The following is a 17,436-nucleotide window of genomic DNA, read 5'->3' as shown; positions in this document are numbered from 1 at the left end:
GGCAGGGGCCGCTGCTGGCGGCCGGCGACCGCATCCGGCCCAAGCTGTCGCACCTATCGCCGCTCAGCGGCTGGCGCCGCATCTTCGCGCGCCACGCGCTGGTCGAATTCCTGAAGAGTCTCGTGAAACTGGCGATCATCGCCTGCGCCGTCTGGTTCGCCGTGGCGCCCTACATCGATTGGACGGAGGGGATCGTGGGCATGGACGTTGCGGCGCTGCCCGACCTGCTGCGGGACCTGACCCTGCGGCTGCTGCTGGCCGTCCTCCTGGCGACGGTGGTGATGGCCGCCGTGGACGTGCTGTGGAACCGGCTGGAGTGGCGGCGCCGCCTGCGCATGACCTTCCAGGAGCTGAAGGACGAGTTCAAGCAGACCGAGGGCGATCCCCATCTGAAGGCGAAGCTGCGCGAGATCCGGCGCGACCGCTCGAAGCGCCGCATGATGGCGAACGTGCCGCGCGCCACGGTGGTCATCGCCAACCCGACCCACTTCGCGGTGGCGCTGGAGTACGACCGCGCCAAGATGCCGGCGCCGGTCTGCCTCGCCAAGGGGGCCGACCTCGTGGCGCTGCGCATCCGCGCCGTGGCGGAGGAGAACGGCGTGCCGGTGATCGAGAATCCGCCGCTGGCCCGCGCCCTCTACGCCGCGTCGGAGGTCGATGCGGTCATCCCGCTGCAGCATTATCAGGCGGTGGCCGAGGTGATGATGTATGTGCTGCGCCTCAAGAACGGAGGGGCCGCGCAGCCGGCGCAGCGGGCGTGACGGGGCGGGCGTGACGGGCCGTGCATGATGGGGCGGACGCCGGATGGTTTGGAATTCCGCTTAATGTCTTCTCAACGGGTTTGGCGGTAGACGAAGGAACTCTTCCCCTTCCGCGGCGCATCACGGCAATGAGTGACAGCGACGACCTGTTCGAGATGTACCGCTCCGACCGCGCGGCCTCCGGCGTGCTGAAGGGGGAGGCGCTGGCCGCCGCGCTGGCCGACAACGTGCGGCGCAGCTTCGCCGAGATGGACCGGCTGATCGCGGAGGTGAACCAAGCGCTGGCCCAGGCCCGCTACGCGCTGCGCCTCGCCCCCGCGGTGGTGGACCGCAGCGCCTACGTCCAGCACGACCGCTCGTCCGAGAGCTTCCGCGATTACCTGCGCCTGTGGAGCCACCGCCGTGCCGAGGCGGGCAGCGGCGGCATGCATTGGGAAGCGAAGATCCTGGTCACCGACAGCCGCCGCCGCACGGCGGAACTCGGTCTGGGCGTCGCCGTCGAGTGGCCCACCGCGGATCGCGCGGCCGATTGCGCCTTCGTGGAGTTCTGGACAACCGGCCAGGGCGTCAACCTGCCCTCCGAGGGCCGCAACTTCCAGCGCGCCCTGGTCGCCTGCCTGCGGCGGCTGGAGGAGGCGGGGGAGATCACGCCCGCGGTGAAGCGCTGACCGCGGTGGCCGGGCGGCCATCACCTCCCCTCACCGTTCGAACTTCGTCGCCATGATGATCGACGAGGTCGTCCGCTCGATGCCGTCGATGGCGCCGATGCGGTCGATCAGCGCGTCCATCTCCTCCATGCTCCCGGTCCGCACCACGGCGATCAGGTCATGCGCGCCGCTGATGGCGTGGAGCGCCCGCACCTCCGGGATGCGCTTCAGCGCCTGGACCACCGCGGCGGTCAGCTTGGGCGACAGGTTGATGGAGACATGGGCGCGGATCATCCGGCGCGCCGTCTCGTCCGACAGCCGCACCGTGTAGCCGGCGATCACGCCGCGCTCCTCCAGCCGCTGGATGCGGCTCTGCACCGTGCTGCGCGACACGCGCAGGCGGCGGGCCAGCGCGGCCGTGGGCTCCCGCGCGTTGTCCTGAAGCGCGTCGAGAAGGTGCTGATCCAGCTCGTCCATCATATCGCCGGCCTTTCCGTCAATCCGCCGAGCATAACTGGGCGTTTCGTCACCCTGCACCCTGCACATCGACAGGCCGTCCGGTCAAGATTGCGTCATAACGACGCAAACCAACGAAGCAGGGGGTACGGGACGATGCGCGACATTCTTCTGATGGGCGGCGGCAAGATCGGCGAAACCATCGGCGACTTCCTGAAGGCCACGGGCGATTACCGGGTGACCGTCGCCGACCGTTCGGCGGACGCGCTGGAGCGGTTGCCCGCCCACCCGCGGATGGAGACGCGCGTGGTCGACGCTGCCGACCCCGCCGACCTCGCCGAGGCGATGCGCGGCAAGTTCGCGGTGCTGAGCGCGCTGCCCTACCACCTGACGGTCGGGGTGGCGGAGGCGGCGCGGGACGCCGGCACCCACTACCTCGACCTGACGGAGGACGTGGCGAGCACGCGGCGCGTCAAGGAGCTGGCCGACGGCGCGCGCTCGGCCTTCATCCCGCAATGCGGGCTGGCGCCGGGCTTCATCTCCATTGTCGCCAACGACGTGGCCTCGCGCTTCGACACGCTGGACACGGTGCGGATGCGCGTCGGCGCCCTGCCGAAATACCCGTCCAACGCGTTGAACTACAACCTCACCTGGAGCACCGAGGGCGTCATCAACGAGTATCTGGAACCCTGCGAGGCCATCGTCGAAGGCCGCCTCGTCTCCGTTCCGCCGCTGGAGGAGCGCGAGGAGTTTTCCCTCGACGGCGTGCTGTACGAGGCGTTCAACACCTCGGGTGGGCTGGGCACGCTGTGCGAGACGCTGGCGGGCAAGGTGCGGACGCTCAACTACCGCTCCGTCCGTTATCCGGGGCACCGCGATCTGATGAAGGCGCTGCTGCACGACCTGCGGCTGGGCAGCCGGCGGGAACTGCTGAAGGACATCCTGGAACACTCGATCCCGGCGACTCTCCAGGACGTCGTGCTGATCTTCGTGACGGTGACCGGGACGAAGCGGGGCCGGCTGCTCCAGGAAACCTACGCCAACAAGATCTACGGGCGGGAGATCGGCGGCACCTTCTACAACGGCATCCAGATCACCACCGCGTCGGGCATGTGCGCCGTGCTCGACCTGCTGGCCGACGGCATGCTGCCGCAGCGGGGCTTCGTGAAGCAGGAGGAGGTGCGCTACGCCGACTTCATCGCCAACCGCTTCGGGCGCAACTACGCGATGACCGACGCGGCCCCCCAGCAGGGCGCCCAGCAGGGGGCGGGACGCGCCGCTTGAGCAGCGGCATCCCACCCCAACCGGCGCCGCGCCTCAGATCACCTCGCGGGCGCGGCCCTTGAAGACGGTGGCGGCGATCTTCAGGGCGTCGGGGGTGCCGCGGGCCAGCGCCTCGGTGAAGTGCAGGGCCTGCTTGGCCTGGACCTTCGGCGGCATCGGCGGCTCGTTGGTGTCGACGAGGCAGTCCACCACCACCGGTCCGGGATGGGCGAGGGCGGCGTCCAGCGTGGCGCCGCAGTCCTTCGGATCGGTGATGGTGAAGCCCTTGCCGCCGCAGGCCTCCGCCACCTTGGCGAAGTCGATGGGCTGGAGGTCGCAGACATACTCGGGGTTGCCCAGCATGGCGATCTGCTCCCACTTGATCTGGCCGAGCGAATTGTTGTTGTTGATGATGACCTTGATCGGCAGCTTGTACTTCACCGCCGTGGCGAAGTCGGCCATCAGCATGGAAAAGCCGCCGTCCCCGACATAGGCGACCACCTGCCGGCCGGGATGGGCGAGCTGCGCCGCGATGGCGTAGGGAACGCCCGGTGCCATGGTGGCGAGGTTGCCGGCCAGGGAGTGCATCTGGCCGCGCCGCGCCGGAATCTGCCGCGCCCACCAGGTGGCGATGGTGCCGCTGTCGCAGGCGACGATGGCCGTGTCGGACAGGCGCTTGCCCAGTTCCCAGGCGACGACCTGCGGTTTCATCGGCAGGTCGGGGCGGGTGCCGCGCTCCTCCATCAGCGTCATCCACTCCGCCTTGCCCGCCTGCGCCGTCTTCAGGAAGGAGCGGTCCTCGTGCCGCCGCACCCGCTCGGTCAGGATGTCCAGCGCCAGCCCGCAGTCGCCGACCAGCCCGGCCTCCACCGGATAGCGCAGGCCGATGCGCGCCGCGTCGATGTCGATCTGGATGGCGCGGGCCTGCCCCGGCTTCGGATAATACTCGATGTAGGGGAAGGTCGAGCCGGCGATCAGCAGCGTGTCGCAGGTCTCCAGCGCCTCCTGCGAGGGGGCGGTGCCGAGCAGCCCGACCTGTCCCGTCGTGAAGGGGCTGTCGTCCGGCACCGCGGCCTTGCCCAGCAGCGCCTTGACGATCACCGCCCCCAGCTTGTCGGCCAGCCGTTCGAGCTGGTCGGTCGCCCTCAGCGCGCCCTGGCCGGCCAGGATGACGACGCGCTTGCCGGCGTCGAGGATCTCCACGGCGCGGCGGGTCTGCGCCTCCGACGGGACGGGAAGCTGTGGGGCGAACAGGGCGGTGTTGTGGCCCTTCACGTTGCGCGGCGCGCGCATGTCGGCGCCGATGCCCTGCTCCTGCAAATCGACGGGGATGGTGATGTGCGACACGCCGCGGTGGGCGAGCGCGGTGCGGCAGGCGAGGTTGGCGATGTTGCGGACATGCGCCGCCCCCATGATGCGCTGGTTGTAGAGCGCGACGTCCTGGAACACCTTGTCCAGCTCCACGTCCTGCTGGGTGTAGGTGCCGACGAGGTCGTGGTACTGCAGCCCGGTGATCGCCAGCACCGGCTGGTGGTCGAGCTTGGCGTCGTAGAGGCCGTTCAGCAGATGCAGCCCGCCGGGGCCGGAGGTGGCGATGCACACGCCCAGCCGCCCGGTGAACTTGGCGTAGCCGCAGGCGGCGAAGGCCGCCGCCTCCTCGTGACGGACCTGGATGAAGCGGATCTCGTCCTGGCGGCGGCGCAATGCCTCGACGATGCCGTTGATGCCGTCGCCGGGCATGCCGAAGATCGTGTCCACACCCCAATCCACCAGAACATCCACCAGGATGTCGGAAGCCGTGCTCGCCATGAGGGAGTCTCCGTCGCAAACGGTCGTGATGAAGTCGCTCGATCCATCGGCAACCGAGCGGAGCCGGGACGGTTCCCCGAACGGCGGGGGCAGCGTGATCGCATTTGAAATCCCCTCTCCCCGGAGGGGAGAGGGTTATGAAGTTCACATGCGATTGCCCTGTGATGGACGTTCTTAGCCCTTGACCTCAAGTTAAGTTAAGGTTTTAGAGTGGCTGTAATGTATCTGGCATGCCAGTGGTGCCCCGCTCAGTCCGGGCGTCCGAAGGCAGTCCGGGCGCAGGATGGAGCAACCACCCGGGCGGGCGAAAGAATGACGACAACCGGTCTAAGGGAAAGTGCGCAGCGGTCGGCGGCAACGACGCGGTCGATGCGCGTCCATCATATGGAGCGGGTGGCGCCTCATGTGCTGCTGGTGGAGCTTCGCGACCCGGACGGCGAGGACTTGCCACCCTACGAGCCGGGCGCGCACATCGACGTGCATCTGCCGGACGGGGCGGTGCGCTCCTACTCATTGTGCGGCGACCCGGCGGATCGCACCGCCTACCGGATCGCCGTCCTGAACCTGCCGGGCGGGCGGGGGTCGCGCTTCATCCATGGGGAATTGCGGCTCGGCACCGCCGTCGCCATCGCTCCGCCCCGCAACAATTTTCGCTTCGACGACGCCCCGCGCTACCGGTTCATCGCCGGGGGCATCGGCATCACGCCTCTGCTGCCGATGATCCGCGAGGCGTCGCGCCGGGGAGCCGACTGGGTCCTGCATTATTGCGTGCGCAGCGCGGCCGAAGCACCGTTCCTCGCCGAGCTTGGCGAGCTGGGCAACGGCGAGGTGGTGGTTCACGCCGCGGACGAAGGCCGACGGCTGGCGGTAAACGACCTGCTCGCGGCGACGCCCGACGATGCCCTGATCTATTGCTGCGGCCCGCAGCGCCTGATGGACGCGGTGGCGAGCGCGGCGCGGCCGTCGCAGGACGTGCGCTTCGAATGGTTCACGCCGCGCGCGGATGCGGGGCGTGACGCGGCGCCGGACGACCGCTTCGAGGTCGTCTGCGCCCGCTCCGGCGTGACCGTCACGGTGACGGAGGGGGTGAGCGTGCTGGACGCGCTCGACGCCGCCGGCGTTTCCGTCGCCTCGTCATGCGAGCAGGGCATCTGCGGCACCTGCGAGACGGCGGTGCTGGAGGGGGAGCCCGACCATCGCGACAGCGTCCTGTCCGACGCCGAACGCGCCGCCGGAAAGACGATGATGATCTGCGTGTCGCGCGCCCGCAGCGCACGCCTGGTTCTGGACATTTGACCGAAACACAGGGACGAGGGGGGAACTCATGACCGAGAACGATCTGCAACGGCTGGGGCTGGCGCTGCTGAACAGCCCGGCCGAGGCCATCGCCTATTCCGACCGCGAGGGCATCATCCGTTTCTGGAACGCGGGGGCGGAGCGCGTGTTCGGCTTCACCGCCGAGGAGGCGCTCGGCCAGTCGCTGGACATCATCATTCCGGACCGTCAGCGCCAACGCCATTGGGACGGCTACGATCAGGTGATGAAGACGGGCGAGAGCCGTTACGGCAGCGGCGATCTTCTGTCGGTGCCGGCGACGCGCAAGGACGGAACCCGCATCTCGGTGGAGTTCACCATCGTGCCGCTGAAGGATGCGGACGGCGCCATGATGGGGATGGCGGCGGTCATGCGCGACGTCACCGCCCGGTTCGACGAAGTGAAGGCCCTGCGCCGCCAAGCCGCCGGACGCTGAGCCACCCGTTGATGCCCGAGCTTCCAAAATCGGAACCCTCCTGGGCGGGGACAGTTGAGAAGGGCTGTACCTCCAAGACATCAGCGTAAGGAGTGCGTCATGCGCAATCTGATGATCGCGGCGTCGGCCGCGATGCTTCTGGCCGCCTGTTCGGGCATGGACAGCGGCGGAACGAGCGGCAGCGGGATGAACAGCGGCGGTTCCGGCAGCAGCATCTCGGGTGGCGGCGCGTCCGGCAACCTGGGCGTGGACGAGCCGAACGCCAATCCGAACGCGACCAGTTCCAACCCCGGTCCTTACAGCGGCGGTCCTTACAGCGGGTCCGGCGTCAGTGAGCCGCAAAGCCGCACGCGGTCGCCCAACGAGTCCGGCATGGATCAAGGCATGACCCGCCAGTCGCTGCCGAACCGCTCCGGCGCCGGGTGGTAACCCGCAACGGCACGGCCATCCTGCGGAATTCCGGACCCGAGCAAATAGGGAGAACCTGACCGGCCTGCGCTGGAACCTGCGGCGGTCCGCGAGGTTCCTACCCTGCCGGGCACACCGGCTGGGTTTCAGAACGCGCAGGAGCGGTCCATGCTGAAATGGGCGTTGATCTTTTTCGTGGTGTCTCTGGTCGCCGGCGCGCTCGGCTTCACCAACGTGTCGTCGGCCACCGCGGGAGTCGCGAAGATCCTCTTCGGGATCGCGCTGATCATCTTCCTGGTCTTCCTCGTGCTCGCCCTGCTGGCCGGCGAGGTGATCTTCTGATCCGTCAGCTAGCCCCCAGTCAACTGGCCCCCAGTCAGCTAGCCCCCAGTCAGCGGGAGCGGAGAATGGACAGCGCGCGGGCGAAGGCCTGATCGTTGGCCGCGTTGGGGATGCCGTTGGACGGCGGGGCGGATTGCCCGTCCTCCGCAGCCGGCTCCGCGATGGTCTCGTCGGGCTGGATGCCGATCTGGTGGATCGACTGGCCCGACGGTGTGTAGTAGCGCGCCGTGGTCAGCTTCAGCGCCCCGCTGTCGAAGGGGATGACGCTCTGGATGATCCCCTTGCCGAAGGTCGTCGTGCCGATCACCGTCGCGCGCCGGTGGTCCTTGAGCGCCCCGGTCAGGATCTCCGCGGCGGAGGCGGATTTCGCGTTGACCAGCACCACCAGCGGCAGGCCGTCCGTCTCGTCACCCGGCGTGGCGATGTATGTCTTGTCCGCCCCGCGTCCGGGGCCGCGGGCGGTCAGGATCGTTCCCTTGTCGAGGAAGGCGTCGGCGACGCGGACGCTCGCCTGCACCAGCCCGCCGGGGTTGTCGCGCACATCGATGATGAAGCCGCCGATGTCCGGCCCGATCCGCTCGCGCAGCGAGCGGATGGCCGTGCTGACCCCGGTGGCGGTCTGGCGGTCGAAGCGGGTGATGCGGATGTAGCCCACCGTGCCGACGGCGGCCAGCCGGACCGAGGGGATGCGCAGCTTGCCGCGGACCACGCTGACCTCGAAGGGCTCCGGTGTCCCGGTTCGCAGGACGGTCAGCGACACCGCCGCCCCTTCCGGTCCGCTCAGCATCTGCTTGACCGTCGCCAGTTCAGCCCCGCCCACCGGCTGCTGGTCCACCGCCAGGATCACGTCACCCGAGCGCAGCCCGGCGGCCTCCGCGGGGGACTCGGGAACGGTCTCGACGATGCGGACGCGGGTGCCGTGGGCCTCGTAGCGGATGCCCAGCCCGGCGAAGGCGCCGTCGTTCGACGCCTGCAACTGCCGGTATTCGCCGTCGTCCAGATAGGCGGAGTAGCGGTCCCGCTCGGCCATCGCCTTGATGGCGATGTCCACCAGCTCGTGGTCGGTCAGCGGCTCGACATACTGGCCGCGGATGGTGCGCAGCGCCCGCAGGAAACGGTCGACCTCTTCCGCCTCTGTACTGTGGCCGTAGGGGGTGGAGTCGCCCGCGGCCTGCGCGCTCCGTCCGGCGGTCATGGCCCCCGGGATCGCGAGGAAGGCGCAAAGGGCGGCGGCGGTAACGAGGCGCAGCTTCACGGCGGCAATCTCTCGGGATCGGAGCGGCGATGCTTCGAAATTAGCCGCGAATTGGTTTATGTACCGTTAACCATAACCGGGGCGTGTTAGTCTTTGCCCAGGCCGACGGACCGCCGCCATGCCGGCTCCGACAGGCGCCCGACCAGGAAGTCGGCCAGCACCCCGACCTTTGCCGGGCGTGTGCGGGCCGACGGCGTGACGAAGTAGAGCCCGCCTTTCGGCAACGACCAGTCGGTCAGGATGGCGGTCAGCCGCCCGTCCGCCAGATGCTCCGCGGCCATGAACTCCGGCAGTTCGGCGATCGCCAGACCCTCCAGGAGCATCGGCACCAGAGCGTCGGCGTTGGTGACGCGCAGCGGGCCGGACGGCGTCACGCTCTCCTCCTCGCCGGCGCCGTTGGTGAAATGCCAGATGTCCTGGCGCCGCCGGTACGCGTAGCCCAGGCAATGGTGGTCCTTCAGGTCACGGGGATGGCGGGGCAGGCCGTGGCGGGCAATGTAGGCGGGGGCGGCAAGGACGACGGGAGCGACGGGGCACAGCCGCCGGGCCACCAGGGAGCTGTCCGGAAGCACGGCGATCCGCAGCGCCGCGTCGAAGCCTTCGCCCACCAGATCGACGGTCGCGTCGCTCAAATGCAGGTCGATGGAAATCTCCGGATAGAGGCGGAAGAAGTCCGGCAGCAGGGGCGCCACCCAGCGCAGCCCGAACGACATCGGCACTGCCAGACGGATCAGTCCGCGCGGGCGGCTGGACAGTTCGCGCGCCGCGTTCTCGGCCGCTTCCGCCTCGTCATAGAGGCGCATCGCGCGCTCGGCCAGGGAATGGCCGAAGTCGGTCAAGGCCAGCCGGCGCGAGGTGCGGTTGAACAGCCGTCCGCCCAACCGCTCTTCCAACCGGCCGACCGCCCGCGACACCGTGGCGACCGACACGCCCATGGCGCGGGCCGCACCGGCGAAGGAGCGCTCCTCCACGACCTTGGCGAACATCGCCAATCCCTCGAAATCCGGCAGCTTCGACATCGTCAATCCTGCAACGATGGTTTTCAGTCGTTTCTATTTCGATGTGTGTCCGCCGTCGATAGCTTTGTCTCCAGCGAACAACCCAATCCCAAGGAGACTTCCCATGTCACGCAAGCTCGACGGCAAGATCGCCCTCGTCACCGGCGCCACCAGCGGAATCGGCCTCGCCGCGGCCAAACGCTTCGCCGCCGAAGGTGCGGCCGTCTACCTCACCGGCCGCCGCCAATCCGAACTGGAGGCCGCGGTCGCGGCGATCCGCGCCGCCGGCGGAACGGCGACGGGTGTGCAGGCCGACTCGTCCAATCTGGGCGATCTCGACCGGCTCTATGCCCGGATCCAGAGCGAGGCGGGCCGTCTCGACGTGCTGTACGCCAACGCCGGCGGCGGCGGCATGCTGCCGCTGGGCGCCATCACCGAGGAACAGTACGAGGACACCTTCAACCGCAATGTGAAGGGCGTGCTGTTCACCGTGCAGAAGGCGCTGCCTTTGCTCGGCCGGGGCGCGTCGGTGATCCTCGCCGGGTCCACTGCCGGCAGCATGGGCACGGCGGCCTTCAGCGTCTACAGCGCCAGCAAGGCGGCGGTGCGCAACTTCGCCCGCAGCTGGATCCTGGATCTGAAGGACCGCGGCATCCGGGTCAACACGCTCAGCCCCGGTCCGATCCGCACGCCGGGTCTGGTCGAGTTGGCCGGTCCGGACACGGCGCAGCAGCAGGGGCTGGTGGATTATCTGGCGGCGCAGGTGCCGCTGGGCCGCGTCGGCGATCCCGACGAAATCGCCAAGGCCGCCGTCTTCCTGGCGTCCGACGACAGCAGCTTCGTCAACGGCGTGGAGCTGTTCGCCGACGGCGGCATGGCCCAAGTCTGAGTTATGTCTGAGTTCGGTGTCGGACGGGGAGAGCGGCTTCCGATCCCCCGCCCAACGCTGAAGACGGCCCTTACGCCTGATCGAGGGTGATCCCTTCGATCAGGTCGCCCACGTCGTCGCAGCGGTCGGTGACGGCTTCCAGCAGTTCATAGAGTTCGCGGCGGCCCAGGAAGTCGATCATCTCCGGACGCTCGGCGATCAGGGACTTCATCGCGTCGCGCAGGATTTCGTCGGCCTCGTCCTCCAGGTCGGAGATCTGGCCGCAGATGTGCAGGATGCGGTCGGCGTTGACGGTGATGCGGGTCAGCAGCGGCATGACCTCGGACAGCAGGGCGGCTTGGCGACGGCCGATCGCCGCCATGCGCATCATCCGGTCGTCGAAGGTTTCGATCCCGTAGAGCGCGGCGAGACCAGGAACCTCGTCCATCAGGTCGATGCAGTCGTCCAGCGCGTTGATCAGCGCCTGGATCTCCGACCGATCGAAGGGGGTGATGAAGGTGCGGTGCAGCCCACGCCCGGCGTCCTTGGCGACGCGGTCGGCGTCCTTTTCGATCCGCTTCAGCGCGGCGGTGCGCTCGCCCCGTTCCTCCGGCCCAGCCTGCATGACGGCTTCCAGGGCGGCCGCGGCGTCGACGATGTGGCGGGCTTGTTCGATGAATTGCTCAATGACCCGTTCTTCCTTGGGCATCATGGAGCGGATGGCGCGCAGCAACAGCATGGAAACGGTTCTCTCGATCGGTTCTGCCGTTTCCTCTTAACGCCGGGCGTCATGAATTTGCAGCAAAAACGTCATACGGGCGGGGTCTGTCTGCCCTGACGTAGGCGCCCCATCCCTTCCCATTCCCTATTTCCTGCGCCTGTAGCGCCAGCCCTCCCAGCGGCGTGGGAGAGCGTGCATGTGCGGCAAAACGTCCAGAACGACGAAAGTACCGGTACTTAGGGATGGAGCTGGTACCGGCACTTGACCTCGGTCAAGCCGCTTCCTGGGCGAAAGGATGAAGCTCCGCGGCGATAACGTTCGATCAATCCATGGGATCGCCATGAACGCGCCGCCCGCCCGCACCGCCGATACCGCCGCCCCGACCCGCCGCTTCGAGGGGCTGGTCTTCTTCGCCCTGTCCATCCTGATCTGGCCGTTCCTGGCGGTCGGCATGGTCGGGGCTTACGGCTTCTCCGTCTGGATGTACCAGATCCTGTCCCACTCCGGCGGGATGTGAGGCGGCCATGCCCGAACTGCACATTTCCAGCCTCGTCATCCAGCACGCGCCCGACCGCACCGCCGCCCTGAAGGAGGTGGTCTGCGCGCTTGCCGGCGCCGACTGGCACGCGTCGGAGAACGGCAAGGCCATCGTCACGCTGGAAACGGCGTCCGAGGCCGAGGTTCTGGACCGCATCGCCGACATCAACGCCATGGCGGGCGTCCACACCACCACGCTGGTCTACCACCACTACGAGGACGCCGAGCGCTGCGCGGAGCCGATGCCCGCCGACACCGCCCTCGTCCCCCACGCCCATTGACGCCCGTCCAAGAAAAGACGACCCGCCCCAGGAGGCACCCCCCTATGTCCCTGACCCGCCGTGATTATCTGAAGGTCCAAGCCGCCGTGACCGCGGCGGCGGCGGCCGGTGTGAGCCTGCCGTCCGTCATCCAGCCCGCCGAGGCCGGCACCCTGACGGCCGGCGCCGACGCCAAGCTCACCTGGTCGAAGGCCCCCTGCCGCTTCTGCGGCACCGGCTGCGGCGTCATGGTCGGCGTGAAGGAGGGGCGCATCGTCGCCACCCACGGCGACGTGAAGGCCGAGGTCAACCGCGGCCTGAACTGCGTGAAGGGCTATTTCCTGTCCAAGATCATGTACGGCGAGGACAGGCTGACCCAGCCGCTGCTGCGCATGAAGGACGGCCAGTTCCACAAGGAAGGCGAATTCACCCCGATCAGCTGGGACCAGGCCTTCGACATCATGGCCACCAAGTGGAAGGAGACCCTGAAGAAGAAGGGTCCGACCGCGGTGGGCATGTTCGGCTCCGGCCAGTGGACGATCATGGAAGGCTACGCCGCCTCCAAGTTCATGAAGGCCGGCCTGCGCTCCAACAACCTGGACCCCAACGCCCGCCACTGCATGGCGTCGGCGGTGGTCGGCTTCATGCGCACCTTCGGCATGGACGAGCCGATGGGCTGCTACGACGACATGGAGCAGGCCGACGCCTTCGTGCTGTGGGGCTCCAACATGGCGGAGATGCACCCCATCCTGTGGACCCGCGTCACCGACCGCCGGCTGACCCATGAGGGCTGCAAGGTCGCCGTCCTGTCCACCTACGAGCACCGCAGCTTCGACCTCGCCGACATCGGTCTGGTCTTCACGCCGCAGTCCGATCTGGCGATCCTCAACTACATCGCCAACCACATCATCAAGACGGGCCGGGTAAACCAGGAGTTCATCGCCAAGCACGTCAACTTCAAGCGCGGCCGCGACGACATCGGCTACGGTCTGCGGCCCGAGCATCCGCTGGAGAAGCAGGCGAAGAACGCGGCCAAGGCCAACGAGTCGGACCCGATCTCCTTCGAGGAGTTCGCCAAGTTCGTCGAGCCCTACACGCTGGAGAAGGCGCACGAGCTGTCGGGCGTGCCGAAGAACCGGCTGGAGGCGCTGGCCGAGCTGTACGCCGACCCGAAGGTGAAGGTCATGTCCTTCTGGACCATGGGCTTCAACCAGCACACCCGCGGCGTCTGGGCCAACAACCTCGTCTACAACATCCATCTGCTGACCGGGAAGATCAGCCAGCCGGGCTGCGGCCCCTTCTCGCTGACCGGCCAGCCGTCGGCCTGCGGCACGGCGCGCGAGGTCGGCACCTTCTCGCACCGGCTGCCCGCCGACATGGTGGTCACCAACCCGGAACACCGCAAGCACGCCGAGGAGATCTGGAAGCTGCCGGAAGGCACGATCCCGGACAAGGTCGGCTATCACGCCGTCCAGCAGGACCGCATGCTGAAGGACGGCAAGCTCAACGCCTACTGGGTCCAGTGCAACAACAACATGCAGACGGCGCCGAACACGGCGAACGAGACCTACCAGGGCTACCGCAACCCGGAAAACTTCATCGTCGTGTCGGACGCCTATCCGACGGTGACGGCGCTCGCCGCCGACCTGATCCTGCCGACCGCCATGTGGGTGGAGAAGGAGGGCGGCTACGGCAACGCCGAACGCCGCACGCAGGTCTGGCACCAGCTCGTCGGCGCGCCCGGCGAGGCGCGCTCCGACCTCTGGCAGATCATCGAGTTCTCCAAGCGCTTCAAGATCGAGGAGGTGTGGCCGGAAGAACTGATCGCCAAGAAGCCTGACGTGCGCGGCAAGACCCTGTACGACGTGCTGTACTGCAACGGTCAGGTCAACGCCTTCCCGCTGTCGGACTGCGACCCGGCCTATGAGAACCGCGAATCGCAGGCCTTCGGCTTCTACGTCCATAAGGGCCTGTTCGAGGAATACGCCACCTTCGGGCGCGGCCACGGCCACGATCTGGCTCCCTACGACATGTACCACCAGGAGCGTGGCCTGCGCTGGCCGGTGGTGAACGGCAAGGAGACGAAGTGGCGCTACCGCGAGGGCTTCGACCCCTACGTTCCGGCGGGCGAGGGCGTGCGCTTCTACGGCAACAAGGACGGCAAGGCGAACATCTTCGCGCTGCCCTATGAGCCGGCGGCGGAATCGCCGGACAAGGACTACCCGTTCTGGCTCTGCACCGGCCGCGTGGTCGAGCATTGGCACTCCGGCTCCATGACGCTGCGCGTTCCGGAGCTGCGCAAGGCCTTCCCCAACGCCGTCGTCTTCATCCATCCCGACGACGCCAAGGACCTGAACCTGCGGCGCGGGCAGGAGGTGCGCATCGCCTCCCGCCGCGGCGAGGTGCGGGTGCGGGTCGAGACGCGGGGCCGCAACAAGCCGCCGCGGGGCCTCGTCTTCGTGCCCTTCTTCGACCACACGGTGCTCATCAACAAGGTGACGCTGGACGCCACCGACCCGCTGAGCAAGCAGACCGACTTCAAGAAATGCGCGGTCAAGATCATTCCTGTCGCGTGAGGAGCCCGTCCATGAAGACCCGCATCACCTTTGCCGCCCTCGCGCTGGCCGCGGCCATGCCGCTCCTGGTGTCCGGCGTGTTCGCCGCGGACGGGGCCGCCCCCGCGAAGGTTCCCTCCGGCCCGCACCCGATCACCCAGGAGATCCCCGCCGACCCAATGGCGAAGGAGATCACCGATGATCACAAGCGGGCGCGGAACTACGCCGACCAGCCGCCGCTGATCCCGCATGCGATCCGCGACTACCAGATCGACCTGAACATCAACAAGTGCATGACCTGCCATGACCGCAAGAACACCGAGGGCTCGCAGGCCCCGATGATCTCGGTCACCCACTTCCAGGACCGCGACGGCCAGACGCTGGGCGCGGTCAGCCCGCGGCGCTACTTCTGCACCCAGTGCCACGTGCCGCAGACCGACGCCCAGCCGATCACCGGCAACCGCTTCCGCGACATCGACAGCATCCTGGCCGGTGGAAAGGCCGGCGGAAAGGAAGGCGCCAAATGAAGGGCCTTCTGAGCTTCGCCGGGCGCTTCTGGCGTGTCTTCTCGCGGCCCAGCGTGCATTTCAGCCTGGGCTTCCTGACCCTGGGCGGCTTCCTGGCCGGCGTGATGTTCTGGGGCGGCTTCAACACCGCCCTGGAGGTCACCAACAAGGAGGCCTTCTGCATCTCCTGCCACGAGATGAAGAACAATCCCTACGAGGAGCTGAAGCAGACCATCCACTTCACCAACCGCTCCGGCGTGCGCGCCACCTGCCCGGACTGCCACGTCCCGCACGATTGGACGCACAAGATCGGCCGCAAGATGCAGGCGTCGAAGGAGGTCTGGGGCAAGATCTTCGGCACCATCGACACCCGCGAGAAGTTCCTGGACAAGCGGCTGGAACTGGCCACCCACGAATGGGACCGGCTGAAATCCAACAACTCCCTGGAATGCCGCAACTGCCACAGCGCGGAATCCATGGACATCACCCGCCAGAACCCGCGGGCGGCCAAGATGCACGAGACCTACCTGTTCACGGGTGAGCGGACCTGCATCGACTGCCACAAGGGCATCGCCCACCGGCTTCCCGACATGAAGGGCGTCGAGCCCGGCTGGACCGGAACTGTGTCGGCGAAGTGAAACGTCGGCTCGAAACAGAAAACCCCTTCCTCCGGCCTCGGAGGAAGGGGTTTTTCGTTTGTGGCGGCGATGCTCAGGACGCCGACAGGATGTCCGTGCCCTTCACGACGGCGCCGCCCTTCAGCACGAATTCCGTCTCGCCGTTGACGCTGCGGACCTCCTTCACCGTGTCGGTCGTCACGGTGGCGGTGGTCAGCGACGTGCCCGCCTTGTCCTTCGCCGTCACGCGCACGAGGTAGGTGCCGTCCGCGGCGGTGGCGCCGTCGCTGCGCTTGCCGTCCCAGGTGAAGGTCTGCCGGCCGGTCTTCGGGCTGCCGGGGGCGCTGTAGATCACTTGCCCGGCGTCGTTCACCACCTCGATCTTCACCGACGCGGCGGCCCCGTCGATGGCGTAGGCCATCTCCGCCTTGCCCTCCGACAGGCTGATGCGGTCGGACGCGGCCTCCACCTTGCGGCCCAGATAGGCCATGTCCAGCCGCATGCCGCTGTTCTTCAGCGTGTCCAGCACCTGCCCCAGCGTCTGGTTCGTCTGCACGCCCTGTTCCACGGTGGAGAGTTGGGCGAGCTGCGTCATGAACTGGGTGGCGTCCATGGGGGACAGCGGGTCCTGGTTGCGCAGCTGCGCGGTCAGCAGCTTCAGGAACGCCTCGTAATCCACCGTCTGCTTCTTGGCGGCGGCGGAGGGGGGAGTGGTGGCCGTGTTGGTGGCCGCGGTCGTGGTCATGGCGGGTCCTTGCGGCTAGACGGAGATGTCGACGAGGCCGTCGATGGGGCGGGCGGCGCGTTCGGGCGGCAGGGTGGCGGCGGAGTCGGCGGCTCGGAAAGCCCGGCCGGGGCCGTCCTGGCGTCCGCCCGTCCCGTCGCCCTGACCGGAGAAGGCGAAGCCGCGCGGCTCGCCGTCGCCGCGCAGCGAGAAGTTCAGGGTGCCGCCGTCCAGCTCGAACCCGGCGTCGGACAGGGCGCGTTCCAGATGGTGGATGTCCCGGCGCAGCAGGGCCAGCGTCTCGGGGCTTTCGGCCTGGACATGCAAAGCGACGCGGGCGCCGCTCAGTTCGGCGACGACGCGGACGGGGCCAAGCTCCTCCGGCTTCAGGTCGATGTGGAACTCGCCGCCCCCGGCCTCGACGACGCGCACGAGCTGGCCGGCCATCTGGGCGGCGGGCAGACGCGCCGCGGCGGTGTCGCCGGGATGCGCCGCGTAATGGGCTGCCGCGTGGGCCGCCGGCGGGGCGAGGGCGGCGGGCGGCGGCGCCGCGCCAATGGGGTCCACCGGGGAAGAGAGCGCGGACAAGGCTTCCGGCCCGGTCGGGTTGCCGCGGCCTTGTCCCTGTCCCTGTCCCTGGCCCGGATTCTGGCCGGCGCCGCCATTGGACGCGGCGTTGCCGCCCGCCTGGGCCATCGCCTGCTGAAGCTGGGGGGAGGGGGCCTGCGTCGCGTCGCCCTTGGCGAGCGTCGCGGAGTCCTTGGCCTGGAACAGCGGGGCCGAGTCCGGTTTGGCGCCGGAAGCCGGCAGGGGAACGGGCGGGGTGGCGGGTGCCGCGGCGTCGGTCGTGGCCTGCGGCGACGTCCCGTCCGGTCCGGCGTCCGGGATTGCCGCGGCGGGGGGGGCCCTGGGGCGCGACCCGGGCGGGTGCGCCGGACCTGTCTCTTCTACCCATCTGA

General features: G+C 68.4%; 20 protein-coding genes. 13 read left to right on the top strand and 7 right to left on the bottom strand.

The genetic code is table 11. From position 1 onward, the window contains the following. On the top strand, window positions 1-761 hold a 761-nt coding region (locus GBZ26_RS15995; protein WP_174439688.1), incomplete at its 5' end, for an EscU/YscU/HrcU family type III secretion system export apparatus switch protein. A gap of 128 nt (window positions 762-889) precedes the next feature. After that, window positions 890-1,429: a hypothetical protein gene (locus tag GBZ26_RS15990; protein WP_174439687.1), complete on the top strand. Its 540-nt coding sequence runs from the start codon at window positions 890-892 to the stop codon at window positions 1,427-1,429. Window positions 1,430-1,459: 30 nt separating this feature from the next. On the opposite strand, the gene GBZ26_RS15985 is transcribed toward GBZ26_RS15990, so the two are convergent. Then, on the bottom strand, window positions 1,460-1,888 hold the full coding sequence (locus GBZ26_RS15985; RefSeq protein ID WP_035682240.1) for an Lrp/AsnC family transcriptional regulator: 429 nt from the start codon (window positions 1,886-1,888) through the stop codon (window positions 1,460-1,462). 132 nt (window positions 1,889-2,020) lie between these two features. On the opposite strand from GBZ26_RS15985, the gene GBZ26_RS15980 reads away from it, so the two are divergent. Continuing rightward, a complete protein-coding gene (locus tag GBZ26_RS15980; protein ID WP_174439686.1) occupies window positions 2,021-3,148 on the top strand; it encodes a saccharopine dehydrogenase family protein in 1,128 nt (375 codons plus the stop codon). Window positions 3,149-3,181: 33 nt separating this feature from the next. Here the strand turns inward: GBZ26_RS15980 and GBZ26_RS15975 are convergent, their stop codons facing one another. Continuing rightward, complete coding sequence (locus GBZ26_RS15975; RefSeq protein ID WP_174439685.1) at window positions 3,182-4,936, bottom strand: thiamine pyrophosphate-dependent enzyme; 1,755 nt, start codon at window positions 4,934-4,936, stop codon at window positions 3,182-3,184. A gap of 369 nt (window positions 4,937-5,305) precedes the next feature. Here GBZ26_RS15975 and GBZ26_RS15970 point away from each other — a divergent pair, with 369 nt between their 5' ends. The 4 genes from GBZ26_RS15970 (at window position 5,306) to GBZ26_RS15955 (ending at window position 7,436) form a co-directional block, all read left to right on the top strand. Further along, window positions 5,306-6,232: a PDR/VanB family oxidoreductase gene (locus GBZ26_RS15970; RefSeq protein ID WP_174439684.1), complete on the top strand. Its 927-nt coding sequence runs from the start codon at window positions 5,306-5,308 to the stop codon at window positions 6,230-6,232. A 28-nt stretch (window positions 6,233-6,260) separates the two neighbouring features. Further along, a complete protein-coding gene (locus GBZ26_RS15965; RefSeq protein WP_174439683.1) occupies window positions 6,261-6,686 on the top strand; it encodes a PAS domain-containing protein in 426 nt (141 codons plus the stop codon). Window positions 6,687-6,785: 99 nt separating this feature from the next. Continuing rightward, window positions 6,786-7,115 carry a hypothetical protein gene (locus GBZ26_RS15960; RefSeq protein WP_174439682.1) on the top strand — a complete coding sequence of 110 codons (330 nt, stop codon included), beginning with the start codon at window positions 6,786-6,788 and terminating at the stop codon, window positions 7,113-7,115. 147 nt (window positions 7,116-7,262) lie between these two features. Next, entirely contained in the window at window positions 7,263-7,436 is a 174-nt protein-coding gene (locus tag GBZ26_RS15955) for a DUF1328 domain-containing protein (protein ID WP_014199667.1), read from the top strand. A gap of 49 nt (window positions 7,437-7,485) precedes the next feature. On the opposite strand, the gene GBZ26_RS15950 is transcribed toward GBZ26_RS15955, so the two are convergent. Both GBZ26_RS15950 and GBZ26_RS15945 read right to left on the bottom strand, forming a co-directional pair. Next, entirely contained in the window at window positions 7,486-8,691 is a 1,206-nt protein-coding gene (locus GBZ26_RS15950; RefSeq protein ID WP_174439681.1) for a S41 family peptidase, read from the bottom strand. Window positions 8,692-8,777: 86 nt separating this feature from the next. Then, window positions 8,778-9,710: a LysR family transcriptional regulator gene (locus GBZ26_RS15945; protein WP_174439680.1), complete on the bottom strand. Its 933-nt coding sequence runs from the start codon at window positions 9,708-9,710 to the stop codon at window positions 8,778-8,780. A 103-nt stretch (window positions 9,711-9,813) separates the two neighbouring features. Between GBZ26_RS15945 and GBZ26_RS15940 the strand changes: the two genes are divergently transcribed. Continuing rightward, window positions 9,814-10,578, top strand: coding sequence for an SDR family NAD(P)-dependent oxidoreductase (locus GBZ26_RS15940; RefSeq protein WP_174439679.1), 765 nt, complete (start codon window positions 9,814-9,816; stop codon window positions 10,576-10,578). A gap of 70 nt (window positions 10,579-10,648) precedes the next feature. On the opposite strand, the gene GBZ26_RS15935 is transcribed toward GBZ26_RS15940, so the two are convergent. Next, the gene (locus tag GBZ26_RS15935; RefSeq protein ID WP_174439678.1) at window positions 10,649-11,296 is read right to left on the bottom strand and encodes a DUF47 domain-containing protein; all 648 of its coding nucleotides are present in this window, start codon (window positions 11,294-11,296) and stop codon (window positions 10,649-10,651) included. Window positions 11,297-11,618: 322 nt separating this feature from the next. Between GBZ26_RS15935 and GBZ26_RS15930 the strand changes: the two genes are divergently transcribed. From GBZ26_RS15930 to GBZ26_RS15910, 5 genes are read left to right on the top strand one after another with little or no spacing between them, the layout of a single operon-like run. Next, window positions 11,619-11,795 carry a periplasmic nitrate reductase, NapE protein gene (locus tag GBZ26_RS15930; protein ID WP_174439677.1) on the top strand — a complete coding sequence of 59 codons (177 nt, stop codon included), beginning with the start codon at window positions 11,619-11,621 and terminating at the stop codon, window positions 11,793-11,795. Window positions 11,796-11,802: 7 nt separating this feature from the next. After that, window positions 11,803-12,096 carry a chaperone NapD gene (locus tag GBZ26_RS15925; protein ID WP_174439676.1) on the top strand — a complete coding sequence of 98 codons (294 nt, stop codon included), beginning with the start codon at window positions 11,803-11,805 and terminating at the stop codon, window positions 12,094-12,096. A gap of 44 nt (window positions 12,097-12,140) precedes the next feature. Next, complete coding sequence (gene napA, locus GBZ26_RS15920; protein WP_174439675.1) at window positions 12,141-14,651, top strand: nitrate reductase catalytic subunit NapA; 2,511 nt, start codon at window positions 12,141-12,143, stop codon at window positions 14,649-14,651. A gap of 11 nt (window positions 14,652-14,662) precedes the next feature. Beyond that, window positions 14,663-15,157 carry a nitrate reductase cytochrome c-type subunit gene (locus tag GBZ26_RS15915; protein WP_109070348.1) on the top strand — a complete coding sequence of 165 codons (495 nt, stop codon included), beginning with the start codon at window positions 14,663-14,665 and terminating at the stop codon, window positions 15,155-15,157. Further along, window positions 15,154-15,774, top strand: coding sequence for a NapC/NirT family cytochrome c (locus GBZ26_RS15910; protein WP_014200142.1), 621 nt, complete (start codon window positions 15,154-15,156; stop codon window positions 15,772-15,774). Before GBZ26_RS15915 ends, GBZ26_RS15910 begins: the two co-directional genes overlap by 4 nt. A 73-nt stretch (window positions 15,775-15,847) precedes the next feature. Here the strand turns inward: GBZ26_RS15910 and GBZ26_RS15905 are convergent, their stop codons facing one another. Beyond that, window positions 15,848-16,498, bottom strand: coding sequence for a flagellar hook assembly protein FlgD (locus GBZ26_RS15905; RefSeq protein WP_174439674.1), 651 nt, complete (start codon window positions 16,496-16,498; stop codon window positions 15,848-15,850). Between the two features lie 15 nt (window positions 16,499-16,513). After that, on the bottom strand, window positions 16,514-17,436 hold a 923-nt coding region (locus GBZ26_RS15900), incomplete at its 5' end, for a flagellar hook-length control protein FliK (protein WP_174439673.1).

Origin of the sequence: Azospirillum formosense (assembly GCF_013340925.1) — a bacterium.
Taxonomy (GTDB): Bacteria; Pseudomonadota; Alphaproteobacteria; order Azospirillales; family Azospirillaceae; genus Azospirillum; species Azospirillum formosense.
The sequence above is the reverse complement of the archived record's forward strand: the minus strand, read 5'-3'. Positions and strand labels throughout refer to the sequence as shown.

Bases quoted from the DNA above. Each gene is read 5' to 3' on its own strand.
- GBZ26_RS15905 (WP_174439674.1), bottom strand. From the start codon at position 16,498: ATGACCACGACCGCGGCCACCAACACGGCCACCACTCCCCCCTCCGCC.
- GBZ26_RS15945 (WP_174439680.1), bottom strand. From the start codon at position 9,710: ATGTCGAAGCTGCCGGATTTCGAGGGATTGGCGATGTTCGCCAAGGTC.
- GBZ26_RS15915 (WP_109070348.1), top strand. From the start codon at position 14,663: ATGAAGACCCGCATCACCTTTGCCGCCCTCGCGCTGGCCGCGGCCATG.
- GBZ26_RS15940 (WP_174439679.1), top strand. From the start codon at position 9,814: ATGTCACGCAAGCTCGACGGCAAGATCGCCCTCGTCACCGGCGCCACC.
- GBZ26_RS15975 (WP_174439685.1), bottom strand. From the start codon at position 4,936: ATGGCGAGCACGGCTTCCGACATCCTGGTGGATGTTCTGGTGGATTGG.
- napA (WP_174439675.1), top strand. From the start codon at position 12,141: ATGTCCCTGACCCGCCGTGATTATCTGAAGGTCCAAGCCGCCGTGACC.
- GBZ26_RS15985 (WP_035682240.1), bottom strand. From the start codon at position 1,888: ATGATGGACGAGCTGGATCAGCACCTTCTCGACGCGCTTCAGGACAAC.
- GBZ26_RS15980 (WP_174439686.1), top strand. From the start codon at position 2,021: ATGCGCGACATTCTTCTGATGGGCGGCGGCAAGATCGGCGAAACCATC.
- GBZ26_RS15910 (WP_014200142.1), top strand. From the start codon at position 15,154: ATGAAGGGCCTTCTGAGCTTCGCCGGGCGCTTCTGGCGTGTCTTCTCG.
- GBZ26_RS15960 (WP_174439682.1), top strand. From the start codon at position 6,786: ATGCGCAATCTGATGATCGCGGCGTCGGCCGCGATGCTTCTGGCCGCC.
- GBZ26_RS15925 (WP_174439676.1), top strand. From the start codon at position 11,803: ATGCCCGAACTGCACATTTCCAGCCTCGTCATCCAGCACGCGCCCGAC.
- GBZ26_RS15935 (WP_174439678.1), bottom strand. From the start codon at position 11,296: ATGCTGTTGCTGCGCGCCATCCGCTCCATGATGCCCAAGGAAGAACGG.
- GBZ26_RS15990 (WP_174439687.1), top strand. From the start codon at position 890: ATGAGTGACAGCGACGACCTGTTCGAGATGTACCGCTCCGACCGCGCG.
- GBZ26_RS15965 (WP_174439683.1), top strand. From the start codon at position 6,261: ATGACCGAGAACGATCTGCAACGGCTGGGGCTGGCGCTGCTGAACAGC.
- GBZ26_RS15955 (WP_014199667.1), top strand. From the start codon at position 7,263: ATGCTGAAATGGGCGTTGATCTTTTTCGTGGTGTCTCTGGTCGCCGGC.
- GBZ26_RS15970 (WP_174439684.1), top strand. From the start codon at position 5,306: ATGCGCGTCCATCATATGGAGCGGGTGGCGCCTCATGTGCTGCTGGTG.
- GBZ26_RS15930 (WP_174439677.1), top strand. From the start codon at position 11,619: ATGAACGCGCCGCCCGCCCGCACCGCCGATACCGCCGCCCCGACCCGC.